Source organism: Terriglobus sp. ADX1, assembly GCF_036877645.1.
Taxonomy (GTDB): domain Bacteria; phylum Acidobacteriota; class Terriglobia; order Terriglobales; family Acidobacteriaceae; genus Terriglobus.
Genome location: NZ_JAEDXV010000024.1, coordinates 34,695 through 51,348 on the forward strand (window position 1 = coordinate 34,695; position 16,654 = coordinate 51,348).

Sequence of the window (16,654 nt, forward strand, 5' to 3'; positions counted from 1 at the left end):
ATACGATATCCGTTGAGGACTCGCATGCCCGACGCTCAAGCACAACAGGCCGCCAAACTTGCCGCCGCCAAGGCCGCTCTCCGCTTCATCGAACCCGGTAAGGTCGTCGGCCTGGGTTCCGGTTCCACCGCAACACTCTTCATCCAGTTGCTGGGTGAGAAGGTGCAGCAGGGCCTCGACATCAAAGGCATCGCCTCTTCGGAAGACAGCGAGATACTCGGCCGCAAACTCGGCATTCCCATCACCGACTTCGATCACCACAGCACGATCGATGTCGCCGTGGACGGCGCCGACGAAGTGGCCCCCGGCCTTGCACTGATCAAAGGCGGCGGCGGCAAACTGCTACGCGAGAAGATCGTCGCCAGCGCCTGCAAGCGCTTCATCATCGTCGCCGACGACAGCAAACTCGTGAAGGAGCTCGGCGCGTTTCCGCTACCCGTGGAAGTTATCCCTATGGCTGTTCCATTGGTCACGGAGAAGCTGCGCGACCTCGGCTTCACGCCGAAGATCCGACAGGACAAGTCTGGCAGCGGCCCCTACATCACCGACGAAGGCAACATCCTACTCGACTGCTCCTCCAGCGGCATCGCTGATCCCGAAGTGACCGCTGCTGAGATTCGCAGCATCGTCGGCGTGGTGGAACATGGTCTGTTCCTGAACATGGCAGAGCGTGTTCTGTTGGCCGGTGCGGACGGCAGTGTCCGCGAGATCACCGTGGCGGACTACCCCGCCGTATGAGTCAGGCAAAGCCAATCATCCTTGCGAGCGCATCACCGCGCCGCCGCGAACTGCTCACCCAGATCGGTGTCGACTTCACCGTGGTCACTGCCGATATCGACGAGACCCCGCTGCCCGGCGAGGACCACCGTACTTACACGCTGCGATTGGCCGAGGAAAAGGCACGCGCTGTGCTTGCCAAACACCCGGGCAGCATCGTGATAGGCGCAGATACAACGGTCACTCTGAATGGCGAACTCCTCGGTAAGCCGCAGGACGCAGCCGACGCCCAACGCATGCTGACCATGCTGCAGGGCAACACACACGAAGTCACCACCAGCATAGCCGTGCTGACCGCCGGGGAAACGCTAACGGCAGCCGAGACGACACGTGTCACCTTTGCCGCGGTCACACCGGGGCAGATCATCGAATATATCGCGAGCGGAGAACCAACGGACAAGGCTGGCGCGTATGCGATCCAAGGCATCGCCGCACAATGGATACCTCGCATTGAAGGCGACTATTTCAATGTCGTCGGCCTGCCACTTGCAACGCTCAGCCGTCTCCTCGCAAAAGTGCAGTAATAATTCCGCCAGAATGCAGCCCTTTACCTCACGCGCAAGCCGCTTCATGGAGGTTTGAATCGGCATGAGGCCGCTATCAGAACTCGGCGAACGCATCTGCATCCTCGGACCGTCGAACAGTGGCAAATCCACGCTCGCTGACGCAATTGCGCGTAAATCCAGCGTGCAAGCGATCCATCTGGATCAGCTTCACCATCTTCCCAACACGAACTGGGTGCCGCGCCCCGCGAACAAATTCCGCGTTTTGCATGACGAAGCCATCGCGGGCGAACGCTGGGTCATCGACGGCAATTATTCCATCCACTTTCCGCAACGCTTCCAACGCGCGACCGGCGTCATCCTTCTCGATGTCTCCACGCTGACAAGCCTGTTTCGATATGTGCGCCGATCCATCTTCGAGCGCAACCGAATCGGCGCACTAGTGGGTGGGCAGGACAGCATTAAGTTCGCCATGCTGCACCACATTGCAGTCGTGACACGTGGAAACCGAAAGCGTTACGCCGACATCTACCGGCAACTCCTCTTACCGAAGATCTATCTGCCATCCAGTCGCGATCTCAATAGGTGCTATCAAGAATGGGGGCTAGAACGTTAGCCGAATGAAGTCCTCTGATAAAGCATCCTTTCCATAGCGACCAGCTTTTAACGCGGTGCATTAGCCCCAAATGCAAAAGAGCCTCCGTTTCCGGAGGCTCTTAGCTTGTTTCGGTGGTGCGATTAGTTCATCGTCACGCCGCCGCGGAGCTTCTCTTCTTTCTTCTGCTCGTTGATCTTGCGTGCGCCCATCGCGTCCTGGCTGGCCTTCTCGGCATTTGCTACAGCTGCCTTGACCGCAGCAGGATCGCCGCAGAGGATGTCCGCCTGACGGCGATACACCAGGTTCAGGTACTGGAAGGCGTCATCATAGGTTGGGTTGATTGCAATCGCCTGCTTCAGGTGATCCAGACCATCGTTCACAAGATCGGTGTTCTTTTCCTTGATCTTGGCGCAGGTGGCCTTGCTCATCTTCGCGTTGCCTGCACCATCGTCGGTCAGACCATCGGCGGCCAGCAGCTGGCGAGCGTTGTCATAGGCTTCAACCCAGTCCACGAAACCGATGGTGTAGTGAGCCTCAGCGTCTTTCGGATCTACCTGGATGACTTCCTTCTCATACTGCTTTGCTTCCGGATACTTCTTGATGTTGCGGTAGATGGAAGCAAGCTGCTGCAGAGAAACCTTGTCGCCGGGATGATCAGCGAGGTAATCCTGGAAACCTTTAATCGCCTTGTTGGCGATCTTCATGTTGTTGTCGTCCAACAGATTCGGCACAACCTGGTACGAATACGCAGTCGCCAGGTACAGCTTAGCGGTGTCGTACGTCGGATCGTACTCAATGGCCTTTTCAAAAGCGTTGGTCGCCTGCTCATACTGCGCATTCTTGAACGCCGCGACGCCCTTGGTAAGTTGGTCGCGAGCCTTCAGCTTGGCGCAGCCAGTCAGCATTCCAAGCGACAGCAGAAGAGCGGCCGTGGCGGATACACGTGCGTTAGCTTTCATTGAGCGAATGATCTCCTTCAAATGCCGCATACGAGCAAAGTGAGTCGGTAAAGACGCAGGAGCCGAAGGGGCAACGCGTGGAGTGATTGTACCCGCAGAGAAAGACTACTGGCCAGATGGAAGCGAGGAATTTCGGTCACAAGAAAACGCCATGACACGCGACGAATACCTTTTACTTCTGACACAGACTTGCGGAGCCAAAGGGAGCAAGAAACAACTTAAAACCGATTGACCAGGCCGGGAGACTTACTTCCGTGAAGTAAAGCATTCCCTGTCCGGAGGACAAACGAAAACACAGGCGGTACTCAGGTATATATCAGAAAACGGACAGAGGGCGATGAAAGTCTCATCGCCCTCTATGGAATTTCCCACTACTTACCGGATTCAACCGCCGGGGTGATGATACCAATGTTGTCAACGCCGGCAGCATGGCCGTCGTTGATCACCGGAAGCACCTGGCCGAAGTCGAGGTCCTTGTCACCCTTCACGAACATCACCTTGTCGTTACGAGCCGAGAAGATGTCCGTCAGACGTGCGGTGAGCTGATCGAGCGCCACCTGGTCCTCGTTGATCTTGTAGGAAGGCTGGCCGCCTGAGGCCTGGACCTGCACCACAATGGTGCGCTGATCCACTTCCTTATTCATGTCTTCCTTCTTCGGCGGCTGGGGCACCAGAGTGTCCAGGCCGCGTACCGTGTTGGGCTGGATGACCATGAAGATGATCAGCAGCACCAGAAGAACGTCGATCAGCGGCGTCACGTTGATATCAGAACGTGCGCCCGAACCGCCTCCGCCTCCCATGCCCATGGTGAATCTCCTGTGTGGCCGCCGAAGCGACCGGTTGATTTACGGTTCCCGTTCGACTCCCGGAGTGATGATACCGATGTTGTCGACGCCTGCCTTATGGCCACCGTCGATCACCGGGAAAATCGCCCCGAAATCGAGATCTTTATCACCCTTCACGAACATGACCCTGTCGTTACGGGCTTTGAAGATACCAGTCAGCTTCGGCTCAAGATCCGGAAGCTGTACCGTATCCTCATTAATGCTGTACGCCGTTCCGCCCTTACCGTCGGGAAGCACTTGCACCACGACGGTCCTGGGGTTTGGCTCTTCACCGGGATCTTTCGGCGGTTGCGGTGCAAGCGCTTCAAGACCTCGCTGAAGGTTGGGCTGAATCACCATAAAGATGATCAGCAGAACCAGAAGAACATCGATCAACGGAGTCACATTGATCGCGGAACGTGCTCCCTTGCCTTCGCCCGATGCCATTGCCATATCACTACCCTCGCTCGCCGCGATTGTGCGGCCGGTGTACTTCGTTCGGTGCCGTGCGAGAGGCGGATGTGGGTGTTACGAGCCGGTCACGAAGGCCGGGTTGAAAGTCGTTGTGATTAGATCAGCGGCTTTTCAGCGATCATGCCAAGCTGGCTCACGCCAGCCGCACGGATGCCGTCGATCGCTTCCATGACCTTGCCGTAGTTCGCGCGGATATCGCCGCGGAAGTAGACGCGCTTGTCGGTCTTGTTTTCGATCTTTTCCGTAATCTTGGGTCCAAGGTCAGCGGACTGTACCTGGTCGCCGCCCAGGAAGGTCTTGCCGTCGCGGGTGACCGCAACCACAATTGAGTCTTCCTTGTTAGCGTCTTCCATGACCACTGCGGCCGTTGATGGCGGCAGTTCCACGTTGACCTTGTTGTTCAGCATGGGCGTGACGACCATGAAGATGATCAGGAGCACCAGCATAACGTCCACCATGGGAGTTACGTTGATGTCTGAATTTACCTTCTTGCCCTCATCCCGCGTTGCCATTGCCATAGCAGCAACTCCGTCCTATCGGCTGAAGAAAATCGTTGTAGAGCGACCGAGATCCCGGAGTCGCCGGTGGAGGATTTCAGGCCCTCCACCGGTCTCGTATCGATCTCGCGTCGACGCTCCGGACTAGCGCTGCGACTGCTTGATGAAGTAGTCGACGAGCTCGGAGGAGCTGTTGTCCATCTCCACGTCAAAGGACTCAACCTTGTTCGTGAAGTAGTTGAAGGCCATAACGGCAGGGATAGCTACGAGCAGACCGAAAGCGGTCGTAACCAGAGCTTCCGAGATACCGCCGGCAACTGCGCCGATACCCGAGGTCTTCTGCGTAGCGATCTGCTGGAAGGCGTGGAGAATGCCGACGACGGTGCCGAACAGGCCGATGAACGGTGCGGTGGAACCGATGGTTGCCAGCGAACCCAGACCGCGCTTCAGCTTGGCGTGAACGATTGCTTCCGAACGCTCAAGGGCGCGCTTGGAGGACTCGATCTGCTCGTCGGAAATTGCGCCACCCGAACCGTAGGAGCGGAACTCCTGCAGGCCAGCCGTTACAACTTCAGCAAGGTGCGACTTCTTCGAACGGTCAGCAACCTTGATTGCCTCGTCCAGACGTCCGTCCTTCAGAGCGCCGGCGACCTTCGGAGCGAATTCGCGCGACTGGCTCTTAGCAGCCGAGAAGTAGAGGGCGCGGTCGATCATAACGGCCAGCGACCAGATGGACATGATGAAGAGCAGGCCGACCACAACAAGATCGATCCAACCCATGCTCTTAAGCATGGAGAGAACGGAGAAGCCGCCGGCTGCTGCGCCGCCTTCTTCCTGGAAGAACATGCCGAGGGTGGCGGGTACATGAGCGAATGCTGCTGCTGCGTGAGCGAGAATCACGAGATTCAGTCCTCCTGGTTCGTACTGCGTAAAAAGGTTTGGCAGAGCCCACAGGGGCACCGCGAATCAAAGGTTCCCTCGTAGGACGCAGCCAACCATTCCGCTGGCTACGTCCGCCGGATAATTTATCCGCCGAAGGTGAAGTTCACAGTGATCGTCGTGTCCACTTCCGTGGGCTCGCCGTTCAGAAGATAGGGCTTGTACTTCCACTGCTGCACTGCGGCAATGGCGTTTGCACGAAGCATTTCCGGGCCGGATACAACCGAGAGCTGCTGGATGCTGCCGGTCTTCGAGATGATGGCGTGAAGCACCACCGAGCCGGAAACGTGGGCAGCCTTGGCGATCGGCGGATAAACCGGCGTGGTCTTGGTAAGGATCTGACCAGCCATAACACCGCTGGAGATCTTCGCAGGGCCTGTCGGCTTCGGCGGAGCAGCCTTCACCACCGGGGTGGGAGCAGCGCCCAGACCGAGGCCGCCCATGATGCCACCAGCGGAACCCGAACCGGAACCCATGCCTGCGCCAGCCACACCGGCAACGTTGGCCGGCGGCGGCGGATCTTCATGGGTCATGTCGATCTTCTTAGGAATCTTGGTGGGCGCGGTGAACGCGTCCAGGGCCTGTACGACCTTGGTCACCTTTACCACCTGTGCCGGCGGCGGTGGTGGTGGTGGCGGTGGCGGCGGAGGAGGTGCCGTCAGCATCGCCGTCATGGCGGTCTTCGGCAGCGCTTCCGGGTAGAGGAGCGGGATCAGAATCATCACCAGGACAATGGCCAGGTTGAAGCCTGCCGTTACCCACATCCAACGGCCAGACTTCGACTTCAGCTTGCCGGATGACTCCACCAAAGAATCTTCAAACATATGCAACCCCGATCTACGAGAGGTAAAGCTGCGACTGTAGACACCGCGTGTTTCTGTTTTGTTCCCGATGTCTAAAAACTTTTTTCAGACGCAGACCAAGCCACCACTTCCAAAGAAAACAGTGCGATCTGCCAGCGAGAATTGGATACTAACCCGCTGGAATTACATCTGGCAAATCCACAGGCCGGCACTGCTCCAGGAACGGTGCAGCCGGTGAATCGTTTCAATGCTGTTGTTTCGCGCTATCGACATTTCTGCGGTATCTTCTGAGGCATCGTTTCCCAAATTTCCGAGCTTTTCAGGGCCTTCCATTCCAATGCATCTCCGTCTCGCCGTCGCTGCAGTCTCACTGCTAGGTCTTCCCCTTACTGCACAAACACGTCCCGCAGCAGGAGTTGATTTCGAACAACATGGCAAGCCTTTGGTGAAGCAGCCGAGCGATCCGCAGATTGCAGAGGCGCTGCGCGATGTTTCGCCCGCGGAAATGCGTAAGACGATTGAGGCTTTGGTCAGCTTCCACAATCGCAACACCGCTGGCGGCGGCGACACCACATTGCCACCGCATACTGGCGTGGATGCCGCAGCAGCATGGATTCGCGATCGCTTTGAAGCGATCAGCAAGGACTGCGGAAATTGTCTGGAAATTCACGAGGACGTCTACATACAGCCTGCTCAACCCGGCCCGCGAGCGCGCATTATTAAGCCGACACCGCTAAAGAGCATTTACGCGGTGATGAAGGGCACCAGCGATCCTGACCGGCGCGTTCTGGTCACGGGCCATTACGACAGCTTCTTCACTCGCGACATGCAGAACGTACGCGATGAAGCGCCCGGCGCCAACGACGATGCCAGCGGTACTGCCGTGTCATTGGAATGTGCGCGCGTGCTCACAAAGCATCGCTTCCCGGCCACGATTGTCTTCGCCACTGTCACCGGGGAGGAGCAAGGTCTACTTGGTAGTCGTCATCTTGCACAGACAGCCAAGAAAGAAGGCTGGAATCTTGAGGCCGTTCTGAACAACGACATTGTGGGCGGCGACACCACGCCCGCCGATCTGGCGAATGAAGACAAGCACCGCGTTCGTGTCTTCTCCGAAGGAATTTCGCTGGCGGCAACGCCAGAGGAGACGCAGAAGATTCTCACCGCGGGTTATGAGAGTGATTCGTCATCACGTCAGCTTGCACGTGCCGTGGCCGATGTTGCACGCACATACACCGCATCCCCTTTTCCGAAGGCAACCGATACGCTGAAGCCCACACTCGTCTTCCGGTTAGATCGCTACGGTCGCGGAGGCGATCACTCCTCCTTCAATCGAGAAGGTTTCACTGGCGTTCGCTTCACCGAATGGCGCGAAAACTTCGATCATCAACATCAGGTCGTTCGCGTAGAAAACGGAACGCAGTTTGGCGACCTGATCCAGTTCGACGATTTCCCCTACATGGCACGCGTCGCTCGTCTGAATGCAGCGACACTCGCCACGCTGGCTTCCGCGCCGCCTATCCCGCAGAACGTGGCATTCAAAGCAGGTGGCCTGAACAACGACACGACCATCACGTGGACCTCTTCCACAGACGCGCACGACGAAGTACTGTGGCGCGAAACCAGTGCTCCCGATTGGCAGTTCAGCGCGCCCGTTGCTTCGTTTCAAGTCACTGCAGACGGCAACGCGAAGACAATGACACTGCCCGTATCCAAGGACAACGTGATCCTCGCCATCCGAAGCTGCGATGGCAAAGGGCACTGCAGCCCGGCCGCTGCGCCATTGCCAAAATAGGAGGCACACGCCGATCGTGCCTCCTAACGATTTAGGAGTTCATTCATGCGTTTCTTTTTGGGGGCGATGGCGATATGCCTGACAACAACATTCGCGTCGAACGCGCAGGATCGGCAGACCTCTGCCCCCAGCACGATGCGCTTTGAAGTAGCTTCCGTCCGCCCCGACGATGGCCCGTTCAAACCGCCATCCTTCGCACTCAGCGCAGACAACTCCTTCCGCGATCCGCAGGGCCGCTTTCACGCCGACTTCTCCCCTGAGGTCTACATTCAGTTCGCATACAAACTCTGGCTGACCGACGAAGAGCGGAAAGACATGCTGGCGAACGTGCCGGAATGGGTAGCCCACCAGCGCTTTGACATTGAGGCAACTGCCCCAGTAACGGCCACCAAGGACGACTATCGCGCCATGATGAAGACACTTCTTGCAGAGCGCTTCGGCTTGAAGCTTCACTTTGAAGACAAGGACAAACCCGTACTGGCAATGGTGCTGGTAAAGGACGGCACGCCCGGCCCGAAACTGATCCCGCATGAGAAGGGCCAACCGTGCAACGAAAAGCCGCTGCCCGGCAGCTTTGATTGCTACGTGTATGGGGCTCATCCGGATAAGGACGGGATGTGGATGGCAGGCTCTCGCGCCACTACCATGGATCTCATCGCAAACTTTGTCGGTTCTGTCGCCGGCAATTACGGCGAAATAAGCCGTCGCGTCGTAGACCGGACCGGTCTTACAGGCCTGTGGGACTTCACGGTGGTGGCGCCTCCTCCCGCAAGAGGACCAGACGCACCAGTTCCCGCATTCACCGCACTCGAAGCAATCCGCGACCAGCTCGGCATCAGGCTCAAATCGACCCGCGCAATGGTGTCATTGCCAATGATCGATCACATTACGAAGCCGGAAGAAAACTGACAGACGTACGCTGCTCCTCATCCAGCGGCGTGGCCTCAGTGGCTGGTGTGTAGCCGGAACGACGCCGTGAAATCCAGCGCAACGCTGGAGCCTTCCGGTTCGCCATCCCATCCGGGCAGGTCAAACACCTCGTCCGAATGTACGTTGCCCCCGGTCGCTACCTGGGCCTGCTCGTGTTGTGCGGCCAGTGCGCGACGCGCATGGCGGCGCATCGAGCCGCGCTGCAGACTGAGGGTGGGCTCCGTCAACAGAAGAAATCCGCGTCCGCAAACGGGGCATTGGACATCAAAGGCGGTCTCTGTAGCAATGCAGGGAATATGCATTTTTTGACTCTTTCTGTTTGGTTCACTCATTCGTGGTGAACCTGTTGCGTGGGCGGCGTGGATATGATCCCGTGAAACAACGCGGGTATCACTCCGGCCGACGAACAGCGTCTGTTTTGCCCTGCTGTCTCCGTGATTCTGCAACCCAGTCAAAATCAAACCCCTCAGCGGTATGTTGCGAGCCCTCGTGCTGACGACGCAGCATCTATTGAACCGACTCACGAACCGCCACTCGCTCCTGCGAGATTCGGTGGTTCCCGTAAAGGAGAAATCCTTGACCGCAAACCGTGCAGCGTACATCGCTGCTGAGGTTCGACGGGCGACATGCAATCGGCATGGTCGTAGTGCTCCGAAACAAAAATTCAGAGACAGCCTGGGAGAAGTGCCAATAGTGGCTGCCTGAAATTCAGGCTAGGCCTCACTCAACCCCATGCCCATGCCCCATACGGAACGGAGCGTCTACAACCTTCGCGCAGCCCCCCTGCAACATTCGCGGACAAACGTGACTGATATCGCGACAGGTGCTGATATAAACCTGCGCCAAATCACGCCATACAATTATCTGGGCAACCCTTAACTGCGTTTTTGCTGATGATCAGCCCTTCAGGTTGGGTCCAACCGCCATGACGAAATACTTTGCCGGAGCCGTGCCAACATTCTTCAGGCCGTGCAGTTTCATGCTGCTCGCATACAGGATGTCGCCTGCCTCCGCCGGTTCCCATTTACCGTCGATCAACCACTCCACTTTGCCTTCCCGCAGGAACAGCCACTCAGAGTGCATGTGCTGATGCGGCGGGTGCGGGGCCATTCCCGGCAGCAACACCGTGTTATGCATCTCCACACCTTCGCCTGTTGGCAGCACGCCCTGGCAAACCGCTTGTGACGATCCCGTCTTGCCGCTGTGAATGGGAAGCTCGCGAGCGTTGAAGATGTGGTTGTCCGAAAAGATCTTCGTCCCGGCAGCAATCTTCGCAGGATCCGGCTTGGATTCCGTAGCTGCGGGCGCCGCCGCTTGTTGTGCAATACCAGACATTTCGGCAAAGAAAGCAAGGGCGGGCAGGCTCAGACACAGATCGCGGCGTGTGGAATTCATGCGCGAAAGCATACGCCGTTGTAAGGGATACAAGGAAGTTTGAAACCGGTGTTACAGAGCGGTTGCTGTTTTCCGTGCCTCGAAATAGTGGTTTTCGCCAGAGTCCTCAAACTCCGCCATCACGGCGAGCCCCACGGACGCGAGTTGCTTCCGATATTCTTCCGCGCCGAGTGAAACAGAACGAAGCCCGGTCATCTGATCGATCCATGTGCAGGGAGGCGATGGCGAAGTGAACAGCAGACGTCCGCCGGGAGACAAAATCTCTGCAAACTTTCGTAGCAGGCGCACCTGGTCATCTGCCGTCATCAGAAAAATCAGGCCAACGGCCAGTACCGCATCGAACTCACGTCCAAAACAATCCGACTGTAGCGCGGATGCACATGTGACTGGGATTCCGGGCAAGTTCCTCTCAAAGGCTGCAACAAACGACGGTGCCGCATCCAGACCATAGACCTGGAGTCCCTCTTCGACCAGCACTACGGTAAGTGGAATGCCAGGGCCACACCCTATGTCAATCACACTGCTGCCGGGCGGGAGGGTCCGCGCCCACCGGCGCACTTCGTCCACGCCAATCGCCGGGGAGCGCTCCGCACTGTTGCCACGATGCGCAAGCCACTCGGCCGAAATCGCTTCGTATCCGTTGGACTGGTCCATTTGTGCCGAAGTATAGCGTTCGTACAGACGCAGCCGGAAACCGGTGGCAGTATCCTGTTTATTGTGAGCGACCAGATCAGAGTCACCCTTCCCGATGGCAGCGTGCGCGAAGTTCCGCGCGGCACCACGCCTTTCGCCATTGCCCATAGCATCTCTCCGCGCCTTGCCGACGCAGTTGTTGTTGCGAAGATTCGCACCACTACCGGCAACACCACCGACGGCGCTGAAGACCAGTCAGACGCAGCCCACGGTGGCGCGCAGACCGAAGAGAGCATGTACAGTGACGTCGCCACAGCAGAACGTATCGTCGATCTCGCTGAGCCCTTGAATGAGGACGTCGCCCTGTGGCTATTGAAGGAGAACGATCCCGAATCCCTGCGCGTTGTGCGCCACTCGGCTGCACACGTCATGGCTACGGCCATCACGGAGTTGTATCCGGAAGTGAAGCTCGGCCACGGCCCCGCCACCGACAGCGGCTTCTTCTACGACATCCTCCGCGAGCAACCATTCACGCCGGAAGACCTTGCCGCCATTGAAGCGAAGATGGCGGAAGTCGTCGCGCGCAACGAGCCATTCCGCCACGAATACATCGCGCGCGATGAAGCTCTCGTCGGCTATCTGCAGCAGGGCGACTTCATGAAGGTCCACTTCATTGAGAAGTTCACCAAGAGTGGTGAGGGCGTCAGCTTCTATCGCAACGGCGAATTCCTCGACTTCTGCCGCGGACCACACGTTCCCTCAACAGGCCGTGTAAAAGCGTTCAAGGTGATGTCCATCGCCGGCGCGTACTGGCTCGGCGACGAAAAGAACCCGCAGCTCCAGCGCATCTACGGAACTGCCTTCTACACGCAGAAGGAACTTGACGCGCACTTCAAACATCTGGAAGAGATCAAAGCACGCGATCACCGCGTCCTCGGCAAACAGCTCGACCTCTTCTCCATCCAGGAGATCGCCGGTCCCGGCCTGATTTTCTGGCACCCCAAGGGTGCGCTCATCCGCAAGGAGATGGAGAACTGGATGCGCGACGAGTGCCTGCGTCGCGGCTACTCGCTGGTCTACACGCCGCACATCATGAAGCGCGATCTCTGGAAGGTCAGCGGCCACGATGGCGTGTACAGCAAGGACATGTTCCCCGCCATGGAACTGGACGACGCGGAGTATCGCGCCAAGCCCATGAACTGCCCGGGCCACATCCTCATCTACAAGAACTCGCCCAAGAGCTACCGCGACCTGCCGCAGCGCTACGCCGAATTTGGCAATGTCTATCGCTACGAACGCAGCGGCACCATGCACGGCCTGCTGCGCGTGCGTGGCTTTACGCAGGACGACGCACACATCTTCTGCACGCCCGAACAGATCAGCGGCGAAGTAGAGGCCTGTCTCGACTTCGCAGAAGCTGTACTGAAGAACTTCGGATTCTCCGAGTACCGAGTGGAACTCTCCACGCGTGACCCCAAGAAGGAAGGCGAATTCTTCGGCACCGCCGAGGACTGGGCCTACTCCGAAGGCGCACTGCGTGACGTGCTCACCAATCGCGGCCTCAAGTTCCAGGAGTTTCCCGGCGAAGCTGCCTTCTACGGCCCCAAGATCGACGTGAAACTCGTCGACGTGCTGGGTCGTCTATGGCAACTCTCCACCGTGCAGTTCGACTTCAACCTGCCGCGTCGCTTCGAACTGGAATACACCGGTGAAGATGGTGAGAAGCACCAGCCCGTCATGGTGCATCGCGCACTCTTCGGTTCCGTGGAACGCTTCTTCGGCGTGCTGATCGAGCACTACGCCGGAGCTTTCCCGCTATGGCTCGCGCCAGTGCAGGTAGGCCTCGTGCCCATCAGCGAAAAGCACCTTGACTACGCCCGCACCGTAAAGGCAGAACTCGAGAAGATCGGCCTGCGCGTAGAGCTCGACGAGCGCAACGAAATGATGAAGGCCAAGATCCGCGACTTTGCCAACGAGAAAATCCCGTTCGTGCTCATCATGGGCGATAAGGAAGCCGCGAACAACGCCGTCAGTGTCCGCACCCGAGGCAAAGGCGACGAAGGCAGCACCCCGCTCGCCGACTTCATAGCGCGTGCGAAGGACCTGCTCACAACGCGCAGTGCAACGCTGTAAACAAACCGCATCTACGAAAGCAAAGGCCCCGATAGGGGCCTTTGTTGTTAGAAGCGATAGACAAAGCTTGCGCTGGGTTCAGAGCTCACACGCCAGCTTCGCGTGCTGATCTGCGAGTTGTTGAAATTGGGAGCGCGATAGAACAGACCGCGTCCTTGAATACGCAATGCCAACTTGCGTGACGTATAGGGCATTGCAAACTCGAAGCCTGTCTCGACCAGGCCCGTGCCACGCCACTGGCTTGACGCCTCGCCTACGTCCGTCCTGAAGTTGATGGCACCGCCGCCGACGTTTACGAACGGCTGAAATGGAATGTGTTTCGGATGGAACGAGTATGCCGCGGTGGCCTCGTGCGCGCTGGTCGGAATATTGGCAGTGCCCCTAACGGTCTGACCTGTCAGGTAGGAACTGAACCGTTCAGAGTAATGCTGGTATCCGTAATTCAGTTCAACACCTGCCCACGGCACCGGGTGGAATTGAAACGATGTAAGAAACCCAGGTGACGACGTAATGTACTGTTGCTGTCCGTAGATAATTTTCGTTTGCCCTCCAGATGGAAAGGGCTGAGGGCTGGGATCGGTTGTCAACGGTGTAACAAAGTTACCGGTCGCACCCACTGAGACACTCACGCCGTGAGTCTTCGCATAGTGTGCCATCTGAGCGGGTGCAGCAGATCCAGCAAGCAAGGCAAGTGCAGGGAGAAGAGTACCAATTCGAAACATGCTTCGAGTTACCTCCATAAGTGATTCAGCAAAAGGACGCGCGTTCTCTCTCGCGCTACGACGGCGCGCTACACACCCGTTTTGCAAAATGCGTAGGAACTACGCGGTTAGTACCGTATGCCGATACCGTCGGATGGCGCGGGAACAAATCAACGCGTCCTGCAGACGACGGTGGCATCCAGTAGGAAACATGCCGCTGGTTCCTGCGGCTTGCTTCTTCTTCAGGTTGACGGCAAGTTGCGTTGTAACTCACCAAGCTATGTACGATCCGCTGCTGACTTACAAGCAAGCAATCAATAAAGATTAAGAGTTAGTTAATAAACAAAACGTTGTAAGCATGAACACGGTAAAGGGCGCATATCGAACAAAACTATAAAGTTCGCATAAAACCATAAAATGCACCCGCGCTTTGTTGATCCCATTGCAAAATAGCTTTCACCGCGAAAGCGGATAGCTCATCAGGCGATTCTCAATGCTCCTCGAACGGATCATGCGATGCGCTCTGCTCAAGCAGCGAACATACCCGCCTCTTAATAGCAAGACCAATCAAAAACGCGGATTGTTAGTGAACCCAGGGCCGTCATTCAAACCCTTCGGGGCAACCTGGCGTCGAAGTCAACGAATGTTTGGCATGCCACAATCCGTGCGTGAATTTTTACGCTGCCGGGTACTACGGCCATTACTGCGTCTGCTTCGTGGAGGCGTCACACCGCGACGCCTTGCATGGAGCCTTGCACTGGGCATGGTGATTGGCATCAACCCCACAGTGGGAATCACTACGGTCATTCTCATACTGATCGCGTGGTTCTTTCATCTCAGCCAGACCGCTTCGCAGATTGGTTCGCACATTGTTGCGCCGCTGCATGTGTTGTTGTTCCTGCCGTTCATTCAGGCAGGGGTGCATCTCTTTCGCACACGCCGCCTTCCATTCACACGGCAACAACTTCACCACCTGAGCCATCATCCGGTTCAGATGGTGCGTAACATCTGGCAGTGGGAATGGCATGCACTTGTGGTGTGGGGTGCCATAGCGGTTATTCTCACACCGCTGCTAGCCATCTATTTACGGCGCGCACTGGTACTACTGATGCGCCGCCATCCCACGCTGATGCACACGCGCCCCGCAACGCAATAAGCCTCTACCGATTCAGATAGACCGGATTCCCCAGCAATTTCAGCTTTCCTCCAGCGTCACGAATCTCCACGCGAACAGTGTGCTGCTTACCATCACCGTCGATGGTGAAGTTCCTTATCTGTTTGCCGGGAGCGAATATGGTGCCTTCCAGCATGCTGCGTTTGCCGTCTTTAATGACTTCGCCGTGCATGCCTGCAACGTCGTTCGCCTCCACGGTGAACGTCACCGTTGCTCCATTCGCAACATGCATCGCGTCACCCATCAATGCATGTGCATCACCAGACGTTGCAGACAGGATCAGTGAACGATTCTTCGTGCCATCGGTATCGACGAACACATGGCCTGCGCGAATGCCCGCAAGAATGGCGCTCTCAGACAACGACGTTGCATACACCACCGTTGTTGGCGAACCAATCGCATTGTTCTGCCCGGGTTTCAGCAACGCGTTGTGATTGTCGCTGCCGCCGATTGCCGTAATACGTAGACCGCGATCCAGTTGCTGCTGCCACACAGGCACGCCGGATTTCTCGCCATCTGCATCCGCTCCATTCACTGCTTCCATCAAGTGAATGCGCGCAAAGTCCGTATCTGGAGCAGTCCATCCGCACCCCATGCACTGCTCGCCCGATGGAACGCCCGGATGATTCAACGCAATCAATCCGTGAGCAGCATCCACTTCGTTCAACAGGTCGTTCATGGTGGGAACGCTCTTTGTTCCTAACCGAAAGTCGATGAACTGCGTGGTGCCGAATACGTTCGCGTGGCCATAAAACGTAGTGATTTCGCGCCCCGGGATCAGCAGTAATTTGTCAAAGTACGGCTGCAGTTCACGCATGGCATCGTAGTGCGATGTCGTGTTGTGATCGGTGATGGCAATAAAGTCCAGCCCACGCGCCACTGCGGCTTGGGCCGTCAGAAACACAGGACAGGGCACCTTCGCACCACTCTCGCTTGCGCAGGAACCGTCACTATGTCCTGTATGCATGTGGAGGTCGCCGCGATACCACGCTGCACCTTCGCGTATTGGCTTCTGCGAAAACGTGGATACAGACGCAGCATCCGTACTGACCTTCTGCCACCACACCTTCACTGTGTATCGCGCAACAGAAGCTTCGCGGATGGCAGGTACACCCATCAGCAAACGCCAACGCCCAGCCACCACAGGCCCCGGCAGATACGAAGGGGTAGCATCCGATTCGCTCACGGTAAATGTGTGCTTGTTGCCGCCGCTCCATCCGCGAAAACGCTGCGGATCGATCACGCCCATATCCAGGTTCGTGCCGTGATCATGCCCCGTGTACGTGAACTCCACGGTCAGCCGCGACACGCCTTCCGGTACATCAAATGGCACTTCCTGATACGACATGAACTGTGCGCGACGCACCTCGCCATGCAGCGTTAACTGTGGCTCCTGCGCACATGCCACACCCACAACCAACGCCAGCCACACAGCCAGCAACTTCCGCAATCCTGAAACCGTCATCCCATCCCTTCTATCAGGAGGGAAGCGATGCCTGCATGACGCCTGCGCGAAACT

18 protein-coding genes are annotated in these 16,654 nt (G+C 57.4%); 7 read left to right on the plus strand and 11 right to left on the minus strand.

The features are described 5' to 3' along the window. Positions 1-24: 24 nt before the first annotated feature. The 3 genes from rpiA (at position 25) to JAO32_RS15015 (ending at position 1,896) form a co-directional block, all read left to right on the plus strand. A complete protein-coding gene (gene rpiA, locus JAO32_RS15005; RefSeq protein WP_334241819.1) occupies positions 25-738 on the plus strand; it encodes a ribose-5-phosphate isomerase RpiA in 714 nt (237 codons plus the stop codon). Further along, on the plus strand, positions 735-1,301 hold the full coding sequence (locus tag JAO32_RS15010) for a Maf family protein (protein ID WP_334241822.1): 567 nt from the start codon (positions 735-737) through the stop codon (positions 1,299-1,301). The genes rpiA and JAO32_RS15010 overlap by 4 nt, the downstream gene beginning before the upstream one ends. 64 nt (positions 1,302-1,365) lie before the next feature. Next, positions 1,366-1,896 carry an AAA family ATPase gene (locus JAO32_RS15015; protein WP_334241823.1) on the plus strand — a complete coding sequence of 177 codons (531 nt, stop codon included), beginning with the start codon at positions 1,366-1,368 and terminating at the stop codon, positions 1,894-1,896. Between the two features lie 122 nt (positions 1,897-2,018). Here the strand turns inward: JAO32_RS15015 and JAO32_RS15020 are convergent, their stop codons facing one another. The 6 genes from JAO32_RS15020 to JAO32_RS15045 form a co-directional block, all read right to left on the minus strand. Then, positions 2,019-2,837 (minus strand): tetratricopeptide repeat protein, encoded by an 819-nt coding sequence (locus tag JAO32_RS15020; RefSeq protein ID WP_334241825.1) that lies wholly within the window; start codon positions 2,835-2,837, stop codon positions 2,019-2,021. Between the two features lie 371 nt (positions 2,838-3,208). Continuing rightward, positions 3,209-3,643, minus strand: coding sequence for a biopolymer transporter ExbD (locus JAO32_RS15025; protein WP_334241827.1), 435 nt, complete (start codon positions 3,641-3,643; stop codon positions 3,209-3,211). A gap of 39 nt (positions 3,644-3,682) precedes the next feature. Beyond that, the gene (locus tag JAO32_RS15030) at positions 3,683-4,114 is read right to left on the minus strand and encodes an ExbD/TolR family protein (RefSeq protein WP_334241829.1); all 432 of its coding nucleotides are present in this window, start codon (positions 4,112-4,114) and stop codon (positions 3,683-3,685) included. A gap of 116 nt (positions 4,115-4,230) precedes the next feature. Beyond that, positions 4,231-4,653 (minus strand): ExbD/TolR family protein, encoded by a 423-nt coding sequence (locus tag JAO32_RS15035; protein ID WP_047491391.1) that lies wholly within the window; start codon positions 4,651-4,653, stop codon positions 4,231-4,233. 123 nt (positions 4,654-4,776) lie between these two features. Continuing rightward, positions 4,777-5,532, minus strand: a complete 756-nt coding sequence (locus JAO32_RS15040; RefSeq protein WP_047494591.1) for a MotA/TolQ/ExbB proton channel family protein — start codon at positions 5,530-5,532, stop codon at positions 4,777-4,779. Positions 5,533-5,657: 125 nt separating this feature from the next. Beyond that, positions 5,658-6,395, minus strand: coding sequence for an energy transducer TonB (locus JAO32_RS15045; protein WP_334241833.1), 738 nt, complete (start codon positions 6,393-6,395; stop codon positions 5,658-5,660). Between the two features lie 316 nt (positions 6,396-6,711). Between JAO32_RS15045 and JAO32_RS15050 the strand changes: the two genes are divergently transcribed. Both JAO32_RS15050 and JAO32_RS15055 read left to right on the plus strand, forming a co-directional pair. Further along, positions 6,712-8,169: a M20/M25/M40 family metallo-hydrolase gene (locus tag JAO32_RS15050; RefSeq protein WP_334241835.1), complete on the plus strand. Its 1,458-nt coding sequence runs from the start codon at positions 6,712-6,714 to the stop codon at positions 8,167-8,169. Between the two features lie 45 nt (positions 8,170-8,214). Then, on the plus strand, positions 8,215-9,078 hold the full coding sequence (locus JAO32_RS15055) for a TIGR03435 family protein (RefSeq protein WP_334241838.1): 864 nt from the start codon (positions 8,215-8,217) through the stop codon (positions 9,076-9,078). Positions 9,079-9,113: 35 nt separating this feature from the next. On the opposite strand, the gene JAO32_RS15060 is transcribed toward JAO32_RS15055, so the two are convergent. The 3 genes from JAO32_RS15060 to JAO32_RS15070 all read right to left on the minus strand — a co-directional run bounded on the left by JAO32_RS15060 (position 9,114) and on the right by JAO32_RS15070 (position 11,148). Continuing rightward, positions 9,114-9,401: a hypothetical protein gene (locus JAO32_RS15060; protein WP_334241840.1), complete on the minus strand. Its 288-nt coding sequence runs from the start codon at positions 9,399-9,401 to the stop codon at positions 9,114-9,116. Positions 9,402-9,996: 595 nt separating this feature from the next. Beyond that, positions 9,997-10,494: a cupin domain-containing protein gene (locus JAO32_RS15065; protein ID WP_334241842.1), complete on the minus strand. Its 498-nt coding sequence runs from the start codon at positions 10,492-10,494 to the stop codon at positions 9,997-9,999. A gap of 51 nt (positions 10,495-10,545) precedes the next feature. Further along, the gene (locus JAO32_RS15070; RefSeq protein WP_334241844.1) at positions 10,546-11,148 is read right to left on the minus strand and encodes a class I SAM-dependent methyltransferase; all 603 of its coding nucleotides are present in this window, start codon (positions 11,146-11,148) and stop codon (positions 10,546-10,548) included. A gap of 63 nt (positions 11,149-11,211) precedes the next feature. Between JAO32_RS15070 and thrS the strand changes: the two genes are divergently transcribed. Continuing rightward, positions 11,212-13,260: a threonine--tRNA ligase gene (gene thrS, locus JAO32_RS15075; RefSeq protein ID WP_334241846.1), complete on the plus strand. Its 2,049-nt coding sequence runs from the start codon at positions 11,212-11,214 to the stop codon at positions 13,258-13,260. A 47-nt stretch (positions 13,261-13,307) separates the two neighbouring features. Here thrS and JAO32_RS15080 read toward each other — a convergent pair whose 3' ends face one another. Continuing rightward, positions 13,308-13,982: a hypothetical protein gene (locus JAO32_RS15080; protein WP_334241848.1), complete on the minus strand. Its 675-nt coding sequence runs from the start codon at positions 13,980-13,982 to the stop codon at positions 13,308-13,310. A 631-nt stretch (positions 13,983-14,613) separates the two neighbouring features. Between JAO32_RS15080 and JAO32_RS15085 the strand changes: the two genes are divergently transcribed. Beyond that, positions 14,614-15,117, plus strand: coding sequence for a DUF2062 domain-containing protein (locus JAO32_RS15085; RefSeq protein ID WP_334241850.1), 504 nt, complete (start codon positions 14,614-14,616; stop codon positions 15,115-15,117). Between the two features lie 4 nt (positions 15,118-15,121). Here the strand turns inward: JAO32_RS15085 and JAO32_RS15090 are convergent, their stop codons facing one another. Further along, positions 15,122-16,600 carry a CehA/McbA family metallohydrolase gene (locus JAO32_RS15090; RefSeq protein ID WP_334241853.1) on the minus strand — a complete coding sequence of 493 codons (1,479 nt, stop codon included), beginning with the start codon at positions 16,598-16,600 and terminating at the stop codon, positions 15,122-15,124. Positions 16,601-16,654: the final 54 nt, after the last annotated feature.